Raw genomic sequence first — 18922 nt, 5'->3', positions numbered from 1 at the left:
CCGGGGTCCAGTTGGGAAGACGGTCATGGAAGCGCGATCCGATCGTAAAGATCATCCCAGTCGGGATTGAGCCCTTCGATCTCCTGCAACTTCCAGCCCCGTCTCCATTCTTTCATCTGCAGCTCGCGCTGCCGTGCAAATTCCAGGCTCTCATGCACCTCGTACCAGACGAGCAGATGACAGCCATATCGTTTCGTGAACCCCTCGACCACGCCGTTGCGATGCTCCCAGGCACGCTTTGGCAGATTGATCGTCGACCCGAGATAGAGCGTCCCGTTCCGGCGGTTGGCCATGATGTAAACATGGGCCGGACCGTCCATGGTCGGGGACACTCCCAACTGGACCCCGGCTTTCGCCGGGGTGGGTGCTCACTCCTTGATTACGCCAGGCTCTCGTCGATACCCTTGCAGGCGACGAGCAGTTCCTTGACCGCGTCGACCGAAACCTGAAGGTTGGCCTTCGCCTCGTCCGACAGCTTGACCTCGACGACCTTCTCGACGCCACCGGCGCCGATCACGACGGGGACGCCGACATAGAGGTTATCGATGCCATACTCACCCGACAGGTGCGCCGCGGCAGGCAGGATGCGCTTCTGGTCGTAGAGATACGCCTCGGCCATCGCGATGCCGCTGGTGGCGGGCGCATAATAGGCCGAGCCGGTCTTGAGCAGCGCGACGATCTCGCCGCCGCCGCCGCGGGTGCGCTTGATGATTTCGTCGACCTTTTCCTGGGTCGAGAAGCCCATCTCGATCAGGTCGCTGACCGGGATGCCGCTGACGGTCGAATATTCCAGGACCGGGACCATGGTGTCGCCGTGGCCGCCGAGCACGAAGGTGTTCACGTCCTTCACCGACACGCCGAACTCTTCGGCGAGGAAGTGCGAGAAGCGCGCCGAGTCGAGCACGCCCGCCATGCCGACAACCTTGTTCGCGGGCAGACCCGAGAACTCACGCAGCGCCCAGACCATCGCGTCGAGCGGGTTGGTGATGCAGATCACGAAGGCGTCGGGTGCGTTGGCGGCGATACCCTCGCCGACCGCCTTCATCACCTTCAGGTTGATGCCGAGCAGGTCGTCACGGCTCATGCCGGGCTTGCGCGCGACACCGGCGGTGACGATGATCACATCGGCGCCCGCGATATCGGCGTAGTCGTTGGAACCCTTGATGTTCGCGTCGAAACCCTCGACCGGGCCGCACTGCGACAGGTCGAGCGCCTTGCCCTGGGGAACACCCTCGACGACGTCGAACAGGACGATATCGCCCAGCCCCTTGAGCGCGGCGAGGTGCGCCAGCGTGCCGCCGATGTTACCGGCGCCGATCAGCGCGATCTTCTTGCGAGCCATTCCAATCCTACTCCGTAGTGGACGTACGTGATTGGTCACGCGGCCTACGCCCATATGGGCGTCGGGGCAACCGTTAATCCGCAGAGTTTAAGATTTTAAACGATAATGGTTCGCAAGTGCATTAAGCGTTCATTAGCCCTTCATCGGGACCATGACCCTGGGCCAGATAGTCCTCGGAACGCATCTCTTCCAACCGGCTGATCGTACGCTCAAACTCGAAACGGCCGTCACCAGTTTCATAGAGATCGGCGGGTTGGGCGTCGGCTGCGGCGAGCAGCTTGACCTTGTGTTCGTACAGCGCGTCGATCAGCTGGACGAAGCGCGCCGCCTCGTTGCGGTTCTCCGGGCCCAGCTTGGGGATGCCGACCAGAATCACGGTGTGGAAGCGCCGCGCGACCGCCAGATAGTCCGCCGCCCCGCGCGCCTCGCCGCACAGTCGCTTGAATGAGAAGACCGCGACGCCCTTCAACGCCTTGGGAACATGCAGCACCCGCCCGCCGACCTTCAGGTCCTCGGAGGGCACATGAGCCGCATCCTCGACCGGATAGTCGGTCAGGCGAAAGAACGCCGCCGACAGCGTCATCGTCGCCTTCGGCCCATTGGGCACCAGCCATGTGTCGAGCCGCCCCAGCCGGTCACGCCGGTAATCGGTCGGCCCGTTCAGCGCCAGCACGTCCAGCCGCGCCTCGATCAGCGCGATGAAGGGCAGGAAATGCTCGCGGTTGAGCCCGTTCTTGTAGAGGTCCTTGGGCGGCCGGTTGGAGGTGGTGACGATCGTCACCCCCGCTTCTATCAGCGCGGTAAACAGCCGCGACAGGATCATCGCGTCGGGACTGTTGGTCACCATCATCTCGTCGAATGCCAGCAGCCGCACTTCCTCGGCCAGCGCGGTGGCGACGGGGGCGATCGGGTCGCCGGCCTGCTTGGCGCGCTCGGTCGCGATGCGGGCGTGCACCTCCAGCATGAACTCGGCGAAGTGGACGCGGCGCTTGGCCTCGACCGCGACGTGATCGAAGAACAGGTCCATCAGCATCGACTTGCCGCGCCCGACATCGCCCCAGAGATAGACGCCGCGCGACAGGATCACTGGACTGGTTGTGAGCCAGCGCTCCAGAAAGCTGGGCTTCTTGCGATTTTCTCTCGCTTCGAGCGTTTTGGCTAGCTCTTCAAGTCGCGCGGCGGCGGCGGCCTGTTCGGGATCGGGGCGGAGCTCTTCGGCGGAGACCAGGCGGCGATAGGCATTGAGGATGTCGGGCATGTTGGGGGCGATGTCTGCCCTGGGGTGGCTGGCGTCAACCCCTCTCCACCCTCACCCTTCCCACCCGCGAACGCGGGCGGGCCCCTTCCCTCTCCCAGTGGGAGAGGGAGGGAGGCGCGTCAGCGCCGGAAGGGTGAGGGTGGCTAAGAGACCAGATAGAAACGAACCGGATCAGATGACCCGCTCGGCTTCCATTTTCTTGATCTCGGCGATCGCCTTGGCCGGGTTCAGACCCTTGGGGCAGACATTCGCGCAGTTCATGATCGTGTGGCAGCGATACAGGCGGAAGGGGTCTTCCAGCTCGTCCAGACGCTCGCCGGTCATCTCGTCGCGACTGTCGGCCAGCCAGCGATAGGCCTGGAGCAGGATCGCCGGGCCCAGGAACTTGTCACTGTTCCACCAATAGCTGGGGCACGAGGTCGAGCAGCAGGCGCACAGGATGCACTCGTACAGACCATCGAGCTTGGCGCGGTCGTCCGGCGACTGGAGCCGCTCCTTGCCCGAGGGGGCGGGCGACACGGTCTGCAGCCACGGCTTGATCGAGGCGTATTGCGCGTAGAAGTGCGTGAAGTCGGGGACCAGATCCTTGACCACGTCCATATGCGGCAAGGGCGTGATCTGGACGGTGCCCTTCACATCTTCGATCGCGGTGGTGCAAGCCAAGCCGTTGCGACCATCGATGTTCATCGCGCACGATCCGCAAATGCCCTCGCGGCACGAACGGCGGAAGGTCAGCGAGCTGTCCTGCTCGGCCTTCATCTTGATCAGCGCGTCGAGGACCATCGGGCCGCATTCGTCCAGATCGATCTCGAACGTGTCGTAACGCGGGTTCTGACCCGAATCGGGGTCGTAGCGGTACACCTTGAACTTCTTCAGGCGGCCGCCGGTGGTCGCCTTGTGCGTTTCGCCCTTCTTGATGACACTGTTCTTCGGCAGGGCAAATTCGGCCATGGTCACAAACCCGCTGGATGGGCCGACAGGCTGTCGGCAAAGGATCGCCCCCGCCGATACATGACAGGGGCGCTTGTCGCAAATGTCTTGACCGATTTAGGCGCGGGTTCAGATCACATCAAGAACGAGACCCAGATCGCGCGCCTCCTCGGCATCGACATACCAGTTGCTGACCGCCTTTTCGCGCAGCGTCTCGAACGACACCTGCGAGCCGTTGACGATGGCGCGGAAGCCCTCTTCCTGGATCAGAACCGACTGCTCGATCTCATGCAGCTTGGCCTTCAGGATCGCGGGCAGGCTGGTCAGCGGGCCGGTCAGGTCGATCGAGCCCGACATCTGTCGTTCGTGGAGCATGAGCCGGGTGCCGCGCGTCAGAAACCGCGTCTCGACCGGAAAGGCCGACATGAAGGTCGCCCCCGCCGAATAGACGGCGACCTTGCCCAGGAACAGCGTCTCTCGGCCGGTATAGTCGCGCAGTAGGCGGATCGAGTCGCCCATCGCCCGCGCCATTTCCGGGTCGCCGCCCAAGGTGGTGATCGACACGACCAGCGGCCCGTCGGTCGGTGCGGCGGCGAGCTGGTCCTTGAAACCGGCATACATCACCTCGTCCACCGTGCCGTAAAGCTGGATGTGCGGGCGGGCGAGCAGCGGGTATTTCACCGCTTTGTTGGGCAGGTCGTGCATGGGGTGGCGAACCGGGGGTGCGGGATAAGGTTCCGCCAATCGGGGGAACCCTATCCCAGTCTCGCCTTCGCATAGTCCTGGGTTCCGTGCGTCACCACCGCGTCCCCCTCCACGATCTCGGCGACAGGAATGTCCGGCAACGCCTTGATCTCCGCATAGAGCGGCGCGAAATCCGTCTCCAGCGTGGTCTTGAGCAGGTCCTCGTAACTCGGGATGACGAAGTAATTCTGCTGGAAATCGTCGATGCGATATTCCGTTCGCATCACGCGGGCGAGGTCGAAGCCGATCCGGTTGGGGCTCGGGTCTTCCAGCGCGAAACGGCTTTCCGAATAGCTCGACACGATCCCCGCCCCGTAAATGCGCAGGTCGCCATCCTCGCGCACCAGCCCGAACTCGACCGTATACCAATAGAGCCGCCCCAGATATTTCAGCGCGTCCATGCCCAGCGCGCGCTGCCCGCCGCGCCCATAGGCGGCGAGATAATCGGCGAAGACCGGATCGGCGAGCATCGGCACATGACCGAACACGTCATGGAAGACGTCGGGCTCCTGCAGGTAATCCAGCTGATCAGGCCGCCGGATGAAATTGCCCGCGACGAAACGGCGATTGGCCATATGGTCGAAGAACACATCGTCGGGCACCAGCCCCGGCACCGCCACGACCTGCCACCCGGTCAGTTTCATCAGCCGGTCGGACAGTTCCTCGAAATCGGGAATGCCCGGCCGCGACAGCTTGAGCACGTCCAGCCCGCGAAGATACGCTTCGGATGCACGTCCGGGCAGCAATTTGGACTGGCGCGCGAACAGCGTATCCCAGGTCGCATGCTCTTGCGCCGTGTAATGCTCCCACCCCTGCGGGATGGTCCAATCGGCTCCGGCCCCTTCGGGCGGGGCAGCGAGAACATGGGTATCCTGTGCCATGCGGAGAGCCTATCATGATGATGGTGACAAATGAAACCATATCGTGGCGACGGCTGGGGCACGTTGCAAGGGGGTTGGCGGCCGCGATCGGCCTGATCCTGTTCGGTTATTTTGGCTTGGGACTGGCGCTGGGCGCGATCCCCCGCACGACCGCCCCCCTGCCTGCTGCCGGCGCGGATGCCGTCACCATCTTCGTCGAGTCGAGCGCGATTCACACCGCGATCATCGTGCCCAAACAGGCGGCGGGGGTGGACTGGCGCGACTGGGCACCGGGGCAGGATTTGCGCGACCCGCGCTATGCGGGCTTTCCCTTCCTCGCCATCGGCTGGGGCGAGGCGGGCTTCTTTCACGAGACGCCGCACTGGCGTGATGTGAAAGCCGGTACGATCCTGCGCGCCGCATTCGGCAGCGACCGGACGCTGATCCATGTCGACCATCTGCCGCTCCCTCATGCCAATGGCGACGATGTCCGCGCGGTGCGCCTGTCGCCGCAAGCCTATCGCCGCCTGGTCGGCTTCATCCAGACAAGCTGGAAACGCGGCGGGCCGCATTATCCGGGTTATGACGTGTACGATGCCTTTTACGAGGCGAACGGGCGATACAGCGCCGCCCATACCTGTAACAGCTGGACCGGCGATGCGCTGGCGGCGGCCGGGGTACGAATGGGGTGGTGGACGCCCTTCCCCGCATCGGTGATGGCATGGCTGTGATCCCGCCGCCCTCCAAGGCGCTGTGGGCCGCCGAACTGCCGCGCGCCTTGTGGATGGGCGCGACATGGTGGCGGTATCGCGCGGAACTCGCCGCCGCGCCGCCTGGCGATGGGCGGACGGTCATGGTGCTGCCCGGCCTGTTCAACACCGACGGCTCGAACATCGTGCTGCGCCGCTATCTCGCCGCCAAGGGCTATCGCGTCCATGGCTGGAGGCTGGGCCGCAACCGGGGGGTGCGCAGCGTCGGAGCGGAGGCCGAGCGATTGATCGCGCGCATCGAGTCGCTGGCCTACAACGGACCGGTAACGTTGATCGGTATCAGCCTGGGCGGGATCATGGCGCGAATGGCGGCCCAGGCGCGTCCCGATCTGGTCGCGGGCGTGGTCACCATATCCTCGCCCTATGCCGGGCCACCACGCGCGACCAATGTGTGGAAAGCGTTCGAGCGGCTGACCGGCGAGCAGGTCGACGATCCCGCCGTCCTGGCCCGCTCCGCGGCGATCGCGGGGCCGCTACCCTGCCCCTCGGCCGCGATCTGGAGCCGAAGCGACGGGCTGGTCGCCGGGATCATCTGTCGCGACGATGCGACCCCGTCGATCGAGGTCCGCTCCAGCCATTTATGGGTTCAGCATCGACCACAGGTGCTGGCGGCGGTGGCAACCATCCTCGCCGGATGGCCGCCGCCCGTCAGCGCTCAATAACCGGCCCGGTAACCGTCATAGCCCTGCTGGCTGGGCCGGCCCTGCGGGTTCTGCTGGCATTGCTCGGGGTGCTTGCGGCACTGCCTCTCATAGTCACGGCGAGCGCGGCCTTCCTTGGCCTCCTGCTTGCGCATCTTGCGGCCGTAATTGCGGTCCGCCTCGTCCTGGCTGGTCGTCGTCCAGTCGACCACCTGCCCCGCCGCCTGGAACGGCGCCTTCACCACGCTGGCGACCGTCTTGACGCACCCTCCGGTCGCCAGCGGCAGGGTCAGGACGGCGAGTTTCAGGACGAGGTTACGCATGGTCACAGGGTCTTTCAGCGGGCGCGCAAAAAAGCGTTGCGCGTTTCTACCCCGATGTGCGGGAAATCGGTGAAGAAACCGTCGATACCCTGGCCCAGCGCGGCGCGAATTTCGCCCGCGACATCGCCATGCGCCTTGGGATCGGTGCCCTTTCGGAAGGCAGGCCGCACGAAGTAGTTTTCCGCGCGATAGGTCCAGGGATGGACGCGCAGGCCCGCCGCATGGGCATCGGCCACCAGCGTCGTCGGCGCATCGCCGTTCCACAGCATCGCCTTGTCGGGCCCGATGCCCCAGGCATAGGTGGCGACCTGCTTCAATCCTTCCGGCGTCATCATCGCGGCATAGCTGGGCGCGGCCTTGTCCGCCGGACCGGCCTCGCCCGCGACCAGCTGGATCAGGCGGATACCGGTCATCGTCTTCAGATGCTTGAGGTTGTTCACCTCGAACGACTGGATGAAGACCGGTGCCTCGGCGGTCGTCCAACCCGCCTTGGCCAGCGCGGCGACCAGCGGGGCGTCGGTGCCTTTGCCGATGCTCGCAAAATAGGTCGGGTGCTTGGTTTCGGGATAGATGGAGATGGTCCGCCCGGTCTCCTTCGTCCGCTGCTTGGCGAGCGCGATGATCTCCTCCAGCGTCGGAATGGCGAACTGGCCGTCATAGGCGGTCGAGCGCAGCTGCGGCAGGCGTTCCCGCGCGCGCAGTGTCTTCAGCTCGGCCAGCGTGAAATCCTCGGTAAACCAGCCGGTTTCGGTCTGGCCGTCGATCGTCTTCGTCGTCTTGCGGTCGGCGAATTCGGGATGCGACGCGACATCGGTGGTGCCCGAAATCTCGTTCTCGTGCCGGGCGACCAGATGGCCGTCCTTGGTCGGCACCAGATCGGGCTCGATCACGTCCGCGCCCTCCCGGATCGCGAGATCATAGGCGGCTAGCGTGTGTTCTGGGCGCTCTCCACTCGCCCCGCGATGCGCGATGACGATGGGCGAGGACAGCGGCTTGGCAGGTTCGGCGGACATGGCCTCACCCTGCCCGATCACGAGCGACGCGGCAATGAGAGTGGTTCGCAACGGGAAACCCAACAGATTCATGGCGTTTGTTCATCCAATTGTAATCCCAAGGGGATGGCGCGATGCATTTCACAATCAATGGTCAATCGCATGACATCGAGGTCGATGTCCGAACGTCGCTGCTCGACCTGTGCCGCGAGCATCTGGGGCTGACCGGCTCCAAAAAGGGCTGCGACCATGGCCAGTGCGGTGCGTGCACCATGCTGGTCGATGGCCGCCGCATCAATAGCTGCCTGACGCTGGCGGTGATGCATCAGGATGACGAGATCACCACGATCGAGGGGCTGGGCCAGCCGGGCAACCTCCATCCCATGCAGGACGCCTTTGTCCGCCACGACGGCTATCAGTGCGGTTATTGCACGCCGGGGCAGATTTGCTCGGCAGTGGGAATGCTGGCCGAGGTCGCCAAGGGCTGGCCGAGCCATGTCACCGAGGATCTGGGCCATGCCGAGCTGACGGTCGAGGAAATTTCGGAACGGATGAGCGGCAATCTGTGCCGCTGCGCCGCCTATCCCAATATCGTCGATGCCATTCGCGAAGTGGCCGGGCAGGGCAACCGCAATCCCAATGATGATGTAGGCAAGGAGGTCGCGGCATGAAACCGTTCGACTATGCCCGCGCCGACTCGATCGACACCGCCACCCGCAGCGGCGCGCTGCCGGGTGCGCGCTTCATCGCAGGCGGGACCAATCTGCTCGACCTGATGAAGCTGCAGGTCGAGACGCCCGAAACGCTGATCGACATCAGCCGCCTGGACCTGGGCGCGATCGAGGAGCGCGAGGATGGCGGGCTGACCATCGGCGCGCTCGTCCCCAACAGCGACTTGGCCGCCGATGCTCGCGTCATCGAGCGCTATCCGGTCCTCTCCCGCGCGCTGTTGGCGGGTGCGTCGGGGCAGTTGCGTAACAAGGCCTCGACCGGCGGCAACCTGCTCCAGCGGACACGCTGCTATTATTTCTACGACCCCGCCACCCCGTGCAACAAGCGCGAGCCGGGAAGCGGCTGTTCGGCGATCGGTGGCGAGAACCGCATCCTGGCGATCCTCGGCACCTCGGACCAGTGCATCGCGACGCACCCCAGCGACATGGCGGTCGCCATGCGCGCGCTGGAGGCCGTCATCGTCACCCAAAAGCCCGACGGCGACCGCCGCCGGATCGCGATCGGCGAATTCTATCGCCTGCCCGGCACCACGCCCGAGGTCGAGAATGTGCTGGAGCCGGGTGAGTTGATCACCCATGTCGAGCTGCCGCCCCCGCCCAAGGGCCGCCAGACCTATCGCAAAGTGCGCGACCGGGCCTCCTATGCGTTTGCGCTGGTATCGGTGGCCGGCATCGTCGCGGTCGAGGATGGCAAGATCGCCTCGGCGCGTTTGGCCTTTGGCGGCCTAGGCCCGATGCCGTGGCGTGACGAAGCGGTGGAGGCCGCACTGGTCGGCCAGGCCCCGACCGACGCGGCCTTTCACGCCGCCGCCGATGCGCTGCTGGCCGAGGCCAAGGGCCATGGCTCGAACGACTTCAAGATTCCGCTGACGCGCCGCACGCTGATCGCGACGCTCCGTGAACTGACGCAGGAGGGCTGATCCCATGCTCGGATTCGGCAAGGACGATACCAACGCGCTGACCATGAATCAGCCGCATCCCGACAGCCTGCTCGACACCGGTGTGCAAGGCGTCATTTCCAAACCGCTCGACCGCGTGGACGGCCCGAAAAAGGTGACCGGCACCGCCACCTATGCCGCCGAATATGCCATCGAGAACTGCGCGCATGGCGTGCTGGTCAGCGCGACCAAGGGTCATGCGAAGATCAAATCGATCGACGCCGACGCCGTGAAGGCCATCCCCGGCGTCATCGACGTCATCACCGATTACGACACCTTCATCCGCAATTCGCAGCAGGGCGGTGAAACGAGCGCACCCACGCAAGGGGTACGCACGGTCGACTATTTCGGCGAGATCATCGCCATCGTCGTTGCCGAGAGCTTCGAGATCGCCCGCGATGCGGCCAAGCGCCTGAAGGTCGAGTACGAACCGCTCGACGGGACCTTCGATTACGAGGCGAACAAGGCCGAGGCCGAACCCGCCCCCGATGGCCTGATCAAGGGCCATTACGACCAGGGCGATTTCGACCGGGCGTTCGATGGTGCGGCGGTCAAGGTCGACGTGACCTATACCACCCCCAGCCAGAACTCCGCCGCGATGGAGCCGCATGCCTCGATCGCAGTATGGGAGGACGGCGCGCTGACGCTCTACGGCGCATACCAGATGCCGACTTCGGATGCGCAGCAGCTCGCCAAGTCGCTGGGTGTCTCGCCGTCCAAGGTGCGGATCATCTCGCGCTATATCGGCGGCGGCTTCGGATCGAAGCTGGGCATCGCGCCCGAAAGCGTCGCCGCCGCCATTGCGGCCAAGCGGTCGAACCGCCCGGTCAAGGCGGTGATGCTGCGCCAGCAAGTGTTCGACGCCACCGTCCGCCGCTCCAATACCGAACAGCGGATGCGCCTGGGCGCCGAGGCGGGCGGTCGGATCGTGGCGCTGGGCCATGAATCCATCACCTCCAACCTGCCCGACGAGGATTTCTTCGAGCCCGTGGGGATCGGCACGCACTTCCTCTATGCGGGCGAGAATCGGCGGATCAACCATGACGTGGTGCGGCTGAACTGGCTGCTCTCCGGCTCGATGCGCGCGCCGGGCGAGGCGGTCGGCATGGTCGGGCTGGAATGCGCGATGGACGAACTGGCCGAAGCGGTCGGCATCGATCCGATCGCCCTGCGCAAGATCAACGATCCCGAACAGGACCCCGAGTTGAAGGTCCCTTATTCCTCGCGGCAGTTGACCCGCGCACTGGAAGAAGGAGCCAAGCATTTCGGCTGGGACCAGCGCCAGGCGCCGGGCACCCGGCGGGAGGGCGATTGGCTGATCGGCATGGGCGTGGCCTCGGCCGCGCGGTCCAACATGCTCCAGCAGTCGTCCGCGAAGGTGGAACTCCACCCCGACGGCACCGCGACCGTCAGCTCGGCGATGACCGATATCGGCACGGGCAGCTATACGATCATGGCGCAGATCGCTGCCGAGATTCTGGGCCTGCCGGTCGAGAAGATCACCATGGCGCTGGGCGACACCAACGATCCCCCCGCCGCCGGTTCGGGCGGGTCCTGGGGCGCGGGCTCGGCAGGTTCGGCGGTCTATCTGGCGGCCGAACGGGTGCGAGAGAAGCTGGCCAAGGCGATGGGCGTCAACACGGACAGCCTGACGCTTAAGGACGGCATGGCGATCGGCGACAACCGCTCGGTCCCGATCGGCGAACTGGTCGGCAAGGAAAGCCTGTCTGCAGTGGGCACGATCAAGCCCGGCCAACAGGAAAAGCAGTTCAACCAGGCGAGTTACGGCGCGCACTTCGCCGAGGTTGGCGTCAACGTCGTTACCGGCGAGGTTCGCGTGCGGCGGATGCTGGGCGTGTTCGCGGCGGGGCGCGTGCTCAACGCGAAGACCGCACGCTCGCAATGCCTGGGCGGCATGACCTTCGGCATCGGCACCGCGCTGACCGAGGATCTGATCCACGACCCGCGCACCGGCAAGCTGGTCAATCACGACCTCGCCGAATATCATGTGCCGGTGAACGCCGACGTGCCCCAGCTGGAAGTCCACTTCCTCGACGAACGGGACATCCATGCCAATCCGATCCATGCCAAGGGGATCGGCGAGCTGGGCATTTCCGGCGCGGCTCCGGCGGTGGTCAACGCCATCTACAACGCCACCGGCGTGCGGGTGCGCGATATGCCGGTGACGCTCGACAAGCTGCTCGACCATCTCCCGGCGCTTTGATGAGCGACCATGACGGTATTCTCGCCGCAGCCCGGACATGGCGCGGCGAGCCGATGGCGATCGCGACCGTGGTGTCGACCTGGGGGTCGGCACCGCGCCCGCGTGGCAGCCATATGCTGGTCCATGCCGATGGCCGGTTCGAGGGATCGGTGTCGGGCGGCTGTGTCGAGAACGACATCCTCCACACCGCCGCCGAGGTCATCGCGGGCGCGCCGTTCCAAGTGAAACGCTATGGTGTCGCCGACGCCTCGGCCTGGGAAGTCGGCCTGCCCTGTGGCGGCGAGATCGCGGTGATGGTCCAGCCGGTGTCGGCGGACGGCTTCGACCCCGAGCTGTTCGACCGGATCGCCGAGGCGCGCGAACGAGGCCAGGCGCTGACCGTCACCACCGACCTGACCACCGGCCATTCGGACCTGCGCCCGATCGAGACGGGCGAGGTCTTCGCCAACCGCTACGACCCGCCGCGCCGGTTGCTGATCGTCGGCGCGGTGCAGATCGCGCAGAGCCTGGCGCAGCTTGCCCAGACGCTGGGTATCGCCACCACCGTCATCGATCCGCGCGCGCGTTTTCTGACCGAAGAACGCTTTCCCGGCGTGACGCTGGACGACCGCTGGCCCGATGAGGCGGTGGCCGCCTATGCGCCCGGCCCCGCCACCGCCGTCGTGACGCTGAGCCACGACACCAAGATCGACGACCCCGCGCTGGTCGCCGCGCTGGCGCACGACACCGCTTATGTCGGCGCGCTGGGCAGCCGCCGCAGCCATGCCGCGCGGCGGGAGCGTCTCGGTTCGATGGGCGTTCCCCTGTCAGCGATCGACCGGATCGATGGCCCCGTAGGCCTCGACATCGGGGCGATCGGTCCGTCCGAGATCGCACTGTCGATCGCGGCGGCGATGATAGGAGCCTTTCATGATCGACGCTAAGGATGTGGTGCTGGTCCTGCTTGCCGCGGGGCAGTTGAGCCGCTTCGGGATGGAGAACAAGCTGGAGGCCGAATTTCTCGGCAAACCAGTGGGTTTCCACGTCACCACCGCGCTGGAGAGCATTCCCTTTGCCGACCGGATTGTGGTGACGGACGGCTGTCAGTTGGACTTCGCCTCGCGCGGCTATCGCGTGATCCACAATGAGAATGTCGGCCAGGGCATGTCCCACTCGATGCACCTCGGCGTGCGCGAGGCGATGAAGGCCTCGCCCCAGGCGATCCTGATCGCGCTGGCCGATATGCCGCGTGTGACGGCGGCGCACATCTATCGCCTGTTCGACGCTTTCGAGGGCCCGGATTCGGTGGTGGTATCGAGCAATGGCGAGCACCCCACCCCGCCGGGTGTCTTCGGATCAGGCCGGTTCGAGGCGCTGCTGAAGCTGGAGGGCGACGAGGGCGGCCGCAAGCTGGTCGCGGGCGGGCGGCATGTCGTGACCGCGCCCGCCGAGCTGATCGACATCGACACGCCCGAGGATCTGGAGCGGCTGCGTCAGCTCGTCCACGCGCCCGAGCGCACCATCACTCGTGCCGAAGCGCGTCGATCGGATTGAGCGCCGCCGCCCGCCGTGCCGGGAAATAACCGAATACCACGCCAATCACCGCCGAAATGGCAAAGGCGATGACGTTGATCTGAAGGTCGAAGGTCCAGGGCACCTGCATCACGGGCACGAGCAGGGCGATGATCGCCTGCGCCAGGAGCAGGCCGATGATCCCGCCCAGGCAGGACAGCACCACCGCCTCGACCAGGAACTGCATCAGCACTTCGCGCGCGACCGCGCCGATCGCCAGGCGAATACCGATCTCGCGCGTGCGTTCGGTGACGGACACCAGCATGATGTTCATGATGCCGATGCCGCCCACCACCAGGCTGATCGCCGCCACCGCCGCGACGATGCGGGTCAGCATCGTCGTCGTGCTGGTCAGCGTGTCGCTGATCTGCTTGGTGTCGAAGATGTTGAAGTCCTCGGCCTTGTCGCCGGTAATGTTGCGCCGTTCGCGCAGCAGCGAGGTCAGCGAGGCCTGCACCGCGCTGGTCTGATAGGCCTGATCGACGCCGACCAGCATCAGGCGGATGTCGCGATTGCCGGTAAAGCGCCGCTGCACCGCCTTGATCGGCATCAGCACCACATCGTCCTGATCGCCAAAGCCACCCTGCCCGCGCGTCGTCAGCACACCGATCACGTCGCAGCTGATCGCACCGATCCGAAAGCGCTGGCCGACCGCATCGGTACTGGGGAACAGGTTCTTGCGGACCGTATTGCCGATGATGCACACCGCCTTGCCCGACGCCTGTTCGGCCGGGGTCCACAGCCGCCCGGAAGCCAGCGGCCAGGGCTGGACGGTGAAATAGGCGAGCGTCGTGCCGGTGACCGTGGTCGACCAGTTCGCGCCCTCATAAATGGCGGTCGCGCTGGCCTGGGCCTGGGGCGCCACCGCCGTCACGCCTGCGATCTGCTCGGCGATGGCGGATACGTCCTCGGGCTTGAAGTCGGGCGGCCGCGGACCGCCGCCGCCGCGTCCGAAGCCCTGGCCGGGGCGGACCTGCAGGATGTTGGTGCCCAGCGACGAAATGGACTGCTGCACGGCGGCGGTCGTCGCCTTGCCCAGCGTCACCATGGTCACGACCGCACCGACACCGATGATGATGCCAAGCGTCGTCAGGAACGAGCGCAGCACATGCCGCCGGATCGATCGGATCGCGAGAATGAGCGTGGTGCCGAACATCAGTTCATGTCCATCGTCGGGGTTTCACCCGGCCGGTGCTGTGCCTCGATCCGATCGACCAGCCCGTCCTTGAAGTGGATGACGGTGCGCGCGAACGCCGCCATGTCGGGCTCATGCGTGACCATCAGGACGGTGATGCCGCTGTCCCGGTTCAGCCCGGTCAGCAACTCCATGATCTCTACCGAACGTTCGGAATCGAGATTGCCGGTCGGCTCGTCGGCCAGCAGCACGTCGGGGCTGGTGACGATGGCGCGCGCGATCGCCACGCGCTGCTGCTGCCCGCCCGACAGTTCGGCGGGGGTATGGTCCCACCATTTGTCGAGCCCGACCTTCTCCAGCGCCGCCATGCCCAGTTCGCGCCGTGTCTTCTTGTCTTCGCCGCGATAGAGCAGAGGCAGCTCGACATTCTCCAGCGCAGTCGTGCGCGACAGCAGGTTGAACCCCTGGAACACGAAGCCCAGATAGCGCCGCCGCAGCATCGCGCGCTGGTCGCGGTCCAGCGTCTCGACATGGTGCCCCCGAAACAGGAAGCTGCCGCCGCTGGGCACGTCGAGACAGCCCAGGATATTCATCGTCGTCGACTTGCCCGAACCCGACGGTCCCATGACCGCGACGAAATCCCCGCCCGCGATATCCAGGTCGACGCCTTTCAGCGCCTGGAACTGGGTCGCCCCCATGCCATAGCTCTTGGTGACGCCGCGAAGCTGGATCAGGGGTGCCTCAGCGGCCACCGCCTGCTCCCTGCCCACCGCCGGAGCGCCCCTGACGCCGCTGGCCGCCACCGCCCGCCTTGGCGTCCTGGCCCGCCGCAAGCTGGCCGGTGATGACCTCCATGCCGGGCTTCAGGTCGCCCGACAGCACCTCGGTCATCGAACCATTGGTGTCGCCGGTGACGATCTGGATCGGCTGCGGCTTACCGTCGCCCCCGCGCACATAGATGGTCTGGGTCGCGCCGCGCTGTACGGTGGCGGTGCGCGCCGCGCGATCCCGACGCGGGCGGAAGGTCAACGAACCCGCGATACCGCCACCGCCCTGGCCCGCCCCATCGGAGGGCTGGAAGCGAAGCGCCGCATTGGGGATCAGCATGACGTTGCGCTTGTCCGACGTCACGATATCGGCGGTCGCGGTCATGCCAGGGCGCAGTTGCAGGTCGGGATTGGCGACCGTCAGGTCGGCGGCATAGCTGACCACCTGCCCCGTGGTCGACGCCGCGCTGGCGGTCGAGGAGGCAGACGACGTGGCCGCGCTGACCGTCAGGTTCGAGCCCAGATCGACGCGGGTGATCGTGGCCGGAAAGGTCCGTCCCGGAAAGGCGTCGACGGTGAAGTTCGCCTTCTGCCCGATCTTCACCTGGCCGACATCGGCCTCGTCGATCGCGACCTCCAGCTTCATCTTGGTCAGGTCTTCGGCGATGACGAACAGGGTCGGCGTGTTGAACGATGCCGCGACCGTCTGGCCCGGATCGACCTGCCGCGCCAGCACCACGCCCGACACGGGCGAGCGGATGATCGCACGCTGGCGCTGGGTCTGCGACTGGGCGAGCTGGGCGCGCGCGGCGGCGACATTGGCCTCCGCGACCCGGAGCGCGGCGACCGCGCGCTGCGCATCGGCGCGTCCGGCTTGAAGCTCGGTGGCCGAGGGGACGCGGCCGTTGGACAGCTTATAGACCTGCTCCAGTCGCGCGAGCTGCGCCTGCGCCTCCGCCACGGTCGCGCGCGCCTGCGCCACCTGCGCGGTGTTGGCGGCCAGCGTTGCCTGTGCGGCGCGAATCTGGTCGTCGATCTGTTCGGGATCGATCAGCGCCAGCGCCTCGCCCGCCTTCACACGGTCGTTGACGTCGACCACCACCTTGGTCACCAGGCCCGACAGCTGCGAGCCGACCGTCACCTGGTTGGTCGGCGCCAGCTTGCCGGTCGCCGAGACGGTGACCGTCAGGTTGCCGCGCGTGACGGGGGCAGTCGCATATCCGGCATCCTTATTGCCCCCGAAACAGCTTTTCAGGAGCAGCGCCAGCAGCACCACGCCGACGATCACGACGCCCCACTGCACCCATTTGCGCCAGCGCGGCTGCGGCTTCACGCCCAGGAAATCGTCGAGAGTCTGGTCGGCCATCAGCGGTTGTCCGGGGTTGGGGTGGAGCGCGGCGGCGCTTCGGGTGTGGTGGTGTCGTCCCAGCCGCCACCCAGCGCGGCGAACAACTGCACCTGCGCGGTCGCGGCGTCCGAGCGGGCCTGCACCAGCCCGTTCTGCGCGCTGAGCAGCGCGGCCTCCTGTTGCGACAGGGTGGTGAAGTCGGTCAGGCCGCTGCGATACTGGCTGCGCGCCAGGATCGCCGAGTTGCGCGCGGCGTCGAGTTGGATGGCGAACTGCCGCTCCCGCTCGCGGGCGGTGTTGAGCGCGACGATCGCGTTCTCGACATCCTCCAGCGCGAGGAGAACGGTGCCCTGATAGGCGGCATAGGCCTGATCGGTCAGCGCCTGGGCGTTGCGGACCTGGGACCGCAGCCGCCCGCCGTTGAAGATCGCCTGGGTCAGCCCCGCGAACAGGCTGCCGGTGATCGCGTCACCCAGCGAACCGAGGCTGGTCGCCGCCGTGTTGATATTCCCGGAGATCGCAAGCGCCGGGTAAAGCGCGGCCTGCGCCACGCCGATCCGGGCGGTCGCGGCGGCCAGGTTGCGCTCGGCCGCGCGGACATCGGGGCGACGACGCAGGATATCGGCCGGAATACCGACGCCGATCACCGCCGGACCTTGCGGAATGGGCCGCACGGCCTCCATCCGTGCCTTGACCGCACCGGGGGCCTGGGCGGTCAGCACGCCCAGGCGCGAGACGGCAGCGTTATATTGCTGCTCGATCGAGGGGATGGTCGCGGCGGTCTGCGCCCGCTGGCTGCGCGCCTGTTCGGAATCGAGCGAGGACACCAGGCCTGCCTGGACGCGGAACCCGGCAATCTCCAGATTGTCGTCCTGCAGGGCCAGGCTGGCGCGCGCATTGGCGAGCTGTGCCTGATAGGCGCGCGCCAGCACGTAGTTGCGCGCCAGCTCGCTCTCGACGGTCAGTAGCGTCGCGGCATAGCTGAACCCGGCCCCTTCGTACGTGGCGCGTGTCGCCTCGACGGTGCGGCGGACTTCGCCGAACAGGCCGACTTGATAGCTGGCCGACAGCCCGACCGTGAAGCTGTTGCTCCCGCCCCCGCCGGTATCGACCACCGTGCCGTCGGGCAGCGTGAAGCTGCGTCCACCACCGCGCAGATTCTCGTTGCGCTGATAGCCGGTCGAGCCCGACACATTGGGCAGCAGCGAGGCGCGGCTCTGGATCAGGCTTTCGCGCGCCTGCCGCAGCCGGGCGATGGCCTGCGCCACATCGGTATTGGCGACCACCGCCCGCTCGACCAGTTCGGCCAGCAGCGGATCGTCGAATGAGCGCCACCATCGGCTGAGGTCCTGCGCCTGCGCATTGGCGGCGGGCACCGACCAGTTCGCGGGCACCCCCAGCACTTGCGGAGCCGCGGGGCGGTAATCGGGGCCGACCGTACAGCCGGACAAGGCGGCGGTGACGAGAAGAAGGACGCGGGCGCGAGGCTTCATGCGCAGGAACGTGCCGTGCCGTTACGGCCCCGTCCAGTGCGTTTCTGTCGCAAAGTGTGACGGATAGGGCAGATTTCCTTCATCTCGCCGCACACGTTTTGGAAAGGCGAAAGTTCCGAAGAAAAACAAATTCCTCCCCTGCAAGGGGAGGGGAACCAGCGAAGCTGGTGGAGGGGTGTCGCCGCTACCAGTGGCGCTCGACGCCAACCGGGAAACCCCTCCGTCAGGCCTGCGGCCCGCCACCCCCCCCTTATCAGGGAAGGAAAAGAGGTTTACCGCCCTACCCAGTCGGACACTTGCTGCGCCACCTGGTTTGCCGCCTGGTTCAGCGCGGGGCCGACGCTTGCCGCGTCGATCTTGCCAACCGGCACGCGCGCCTCGAACCGACGCTTTTCGACGCCGGTCTGGCCGTCACGCTGGAGCGCCGCATCGAATATCACCACCGCATCGCGCCGCGTCGCGTCCATGCCGAACTGGCGCAGCTCACCCGCCAGCCGATCGCCCGGATCGCTCACCGAGTCCCGCGCCGACAGCACGACGCGGTTCACCCGCGCGGTCAGCGTGTCGGCCATCAGCCGCGCGAAAAGGCGCGCGGGCGGCTCAGCCCATTGCGCATCCTTCACATAGGCGATGCTGGTCGCATCCTCCTGCACCGGCACGCGAGCGGTCGCCAGTTCCTGCGGCGTGGTCGGCACTTGGATGGTGATCGACTTGGCGCGCGCCGAATCCTGCGTCTGGCCGACGGTCGGCGCCGACTGCGCCTGGAGCGTCAATAGCGAGGGCGGCGGCTTGGCGCCGAAGCTGATGCAGCCCGCCAGCGGAAGCGATGCCATCAGAACGATCAGCGGAGTCTTTATGACGGTCCTCATCGGCTT

General features: G+C 66.3%; 20 protein-coding genes. 7 read left to right on the top strand and 13 right to left on the bottom strand.

From position 1 onward, the window contains the following. Window positions 1-23: 23 nt before the first annotated feature. The 6 genes from SSA01S_RS03615 to phhA form a co-directional block, all read right to left on the bottom strand. Window positions 24-320, bottom strand: coding sequence for a GIY-YIG nuclease family protein (locus SSA01S_RS03615; protein WP_061779268.1), 297 nt, complete (start codon window positions 318-320; stop codon window positions 24-26). A gap of 59 nt (window positions 321-379) precedes the next feature. Beyond that, on the bottom strand, window positions 380-1342 hold the full coding sequence (gene mdh / locus SSA01S_RS03610) for a malate dehydrogenase (RefSeq protein WP_061779267.1): 963 nt from the start codon (window positions 1340-1342) through the stop codon (window positions 380-382). 121 nt (window positions 1343-1463) lie between these two features. Then, window positions 1464-2600: a cell division protein ZapE gene (gene zapE, locus SSA01S_RS03605; RefSeq protein ID WP_061779266.1), complete on the bottom strand. Its 1137-nt coding sequence runs from the start codon at window positions 2598-2600 to the stop codon at window positions 1464-1466. A 171-nt stretch (window positions 2601-2771) separates the two neighbouring features. Then, entirely contained in the window at window positions 2772-3551 is a 780-nt protein-coding gene (locus SSA01S_RS03600) for a succinate dehydrogenase iron-sulfur subunit (protein WP_058715170.1), read from the bottom strand. 108 nt (window positions 3552-3659) lie between these two features. Beyond that, window positions 3660-4235, bottom strand: coding sequence for an ATP-dependent Clp protease proteolytic subunit (locus SSA01S_RS03595; protein WP_061779265.1), 576 nt, complete (start codon window positions 4233-4235; stop codon window positions 3660-3662). A 50-nt stretch (window positions 4236-4285) separates the two neighbouring features. Continuing rightward, entirely contained in the window at window positions 4286-5155 is an 870-nt protein-coding gene (gene phhA / locus SSA01S_RS03590) for a phenylalanine 4-monooxygenase (protein WP_061779264.1), read from the bottom strand. A 14-nt stretch (window positions 5156-5169) separates the two neighbouring features. Between phhA and SSA01S_RS03585 the strand changes: the two genes are divergently transcribed. Both SSA01S_RS03585 and SSA01S_RS03580 read left to right on the top strand, forming a co-directional pair. Continuing rightward, window positions 5170-5865 (top strand): TIGR02117 family protein, encoded by a 696-nt coding sequence (locus SSA01S_RS03585; protein WP_061779263.1) that lies wholly within the window; start codon window positions 5170-5172, stop codon window positions 5863-5865. Beyond that, a complete protein-coding gene (locus SSA01S_RS03580) occupies window positions 5856-6566 on the top strand; it encodes an esterase/lipase family protein (RefSeq protein WP_156477655.1) in 711 nt (236 codons plus the stop codon). Before SSA01S_RS03585 ends, SSA01S_RS03580 begins: the two co-directional genes overlap by 10 nt. Here the strand turns inward: SSA01S_RS03580 and SSA01S_RS03575 are convergent. Continuing rightward, the gene (locus SSA01S_RS03575; protein WP_061779262.1) at window positions 6560-6868 is read right to left on the bottom strand and encodes a hypothetical protein; all 309 of its coding nucleotides are present in this window, start codon (window positions 6866-6868) and stop codon (window positions 6560-6562) included. The genes SSA01S_RS03580 and SSA01S_RS03575 overlap by 7 nt on opposite strands. Before the next feature lie 14 nt (window positions 6869-6882). Continuing rightward, complete coding sequence (locus SSA01S_RS03570; protein ID WP_061779344.1) at window positions 6883-7881, bottom strand: glycerophosphodiester phosphodiesterase; 999 nt, start codon at window positions 7879-7881, stop codon at window positions 6883-6885. A gap of 113 nt (window positions 7882-7994) precedes the next feature. Between SSA01S_RS03570 and SSA01S_RS03565 the strand changes: the two genes are divergently transcribed. The 5 genes from SSA01S_RS03565 to SSA01S_RS03545 are packed head-to-tail and all read left to right on the top strand — an operon-like array spanning window position 7995 to window position 13286. Continuing rightward, a complete protein-coding gene (locus SSA01S_RS03565; RefSeq protein WP_058752873.1) occupies window positions 7995-8531 on the top strand; it encodes a 2Fe-2S iron-sulfur cluster-binding protein in 537 nt (178 codons plus the stop codon). Beyond that, window positions 8528-9511 carry an FAD binding domain-containing protein gene (locus SSA01S_RS03560; RefSeq protein ID WP_061779261.1) on the top strand — a complete coding sequence of 328 codons (984 nt, stop codon included), beginning with the start codon at window positions 8528-8530 and terminating at the stop codon, window positions 9509-9511. The genes SSA01S_RS03565 and SSA01S_RS03560 overlap by 4 nt, the downstream gene beginning before the upstream one ends. Before the next feature lie 4 nt (window positions 9512-9515). Continuing rightward, window positions 9516-11753: a xanthine dehydrogenase family protein molybdopterin-binding subunit gene (locus SSA01S_RS03555; RefSeq protein ID WP_061779260.1), complete on the top strand. Its 2238-nt coding sequence runs from the start codon at window positions 9516-9518 to the stop codon at window positions 11751-11753. Then, window positions 11753-12676, top strand: a complete 924-nt coding sequence (locus tag SSA01S_RS03550) for an XdhC family protein (RefSeq protein ID WP_061779259.1) — start codon at window positions 11753-11755, stop codon at window positions 12674-12676. Before SSA01S_RS03555 ends, SSA01S_RS03550 begins: the two co-directional genes overlap by 1 nt. Continuing rightward, window positions 12663-13286, top strand: coding sequence for a nucleotidyltransferase family protein (locus SSA01S_RS03545; protein WP_061779258.1), 624 nt, complete (start codon window positions 12663-12665; stop codon window positions 13284-13286). The genes SSA01S_RS03550 and SSA01S_RS03545 overlap by 14 nt, the downstream gene beginning before the upstream one ends. On the opposite strand, the gene SSA01S_RS03540 is transcribed toward SSA01S_RS03545, so the two are convergent. The 5 genes from SSA01S_RS03540 to SSA01S_RS03520 form a co-directional block, all read right to left on the bottom strand. After that, complete coding sequence (locus tag SSA01S_RS03540; protein WP_058733130.1) at window positions 13255-14460, bottom strand: ABC transporter permease; 1206 nt, start codon at window positions 14458-14460, stop codon at window positions 13255-13257. The genes SSA01S_RS03545 and SSA01S_RS03540 overlap by 32 nt on opposite strands. Further along, a complete protein-coding gene (locus SSA01S_RS03535) occupies window positions 14460-15137 on the bottom strand; it encodes an ABC transporter ATP-binding protein (RefSeq protein ID WP_058733152.1) in 678 nt (225 codons plus the stop codon). The genes SSA01S_RS03540 and SSA01S_RS03535 overlap by 1 nt, the downstream gene beginning before the upstream one ends. A 43-nt stretch (window positions 15138-15180) precedes the next feature. Beyond that, window positions 15181-16572: an efflux RND transporter periplasmic adaptor subunit gene (locus SSA01S_RS03530; RefSeq protein WP_061779257.1), complete on the bottom strand. Its 1392-nt coding sequence runs from the start codon at window positions 16570-16572 to the stop codon at window positions 15181-15183. After that, window positions 16572-18047: an efflux transporter outer membrane subunit gene (locus SSA01S_RS03525; protein ID WP_061779256.1), complete on the bottom strand. Its 1476-nt coding sequence runs from the start codon at window positions 18045-18047 to the stop codon at window positions 16572-16574. Before SSA01S_RS03525 ends, SSA01S_RS03530 begins: the two co-directional genes overlap by 1 nt. A gap of 272 nt (window positions 18048-18319) precedes the next feature. Continuing rightward, complete coding sequence (locus SSA01S_RS03520; protein ID WP_170171463.1) at window positions 18320-18880, bottom strand: ABC-type transport auxiliary lipoprotein family protein; 561 nt, start codon at window positions 18878-18880, stop codon at window positions 18320-18322. Window positions 18881-18922: the final 42 nt, after the last annotated feature.

It is taken from the genome of Sphingomonas sanguinis NBRC 13937, from assembly GCF_001591005.1.
GTDB lineage: Bacteria > Pseudomonadota > Alphaproteobacteria > Sphingomonadales > Sphingomonadaceae > Sphingomonas > Sphingomonas sanguinis.
This window is presented reverse-complemented; position numbering and strand designations above follow the sequence as displayed.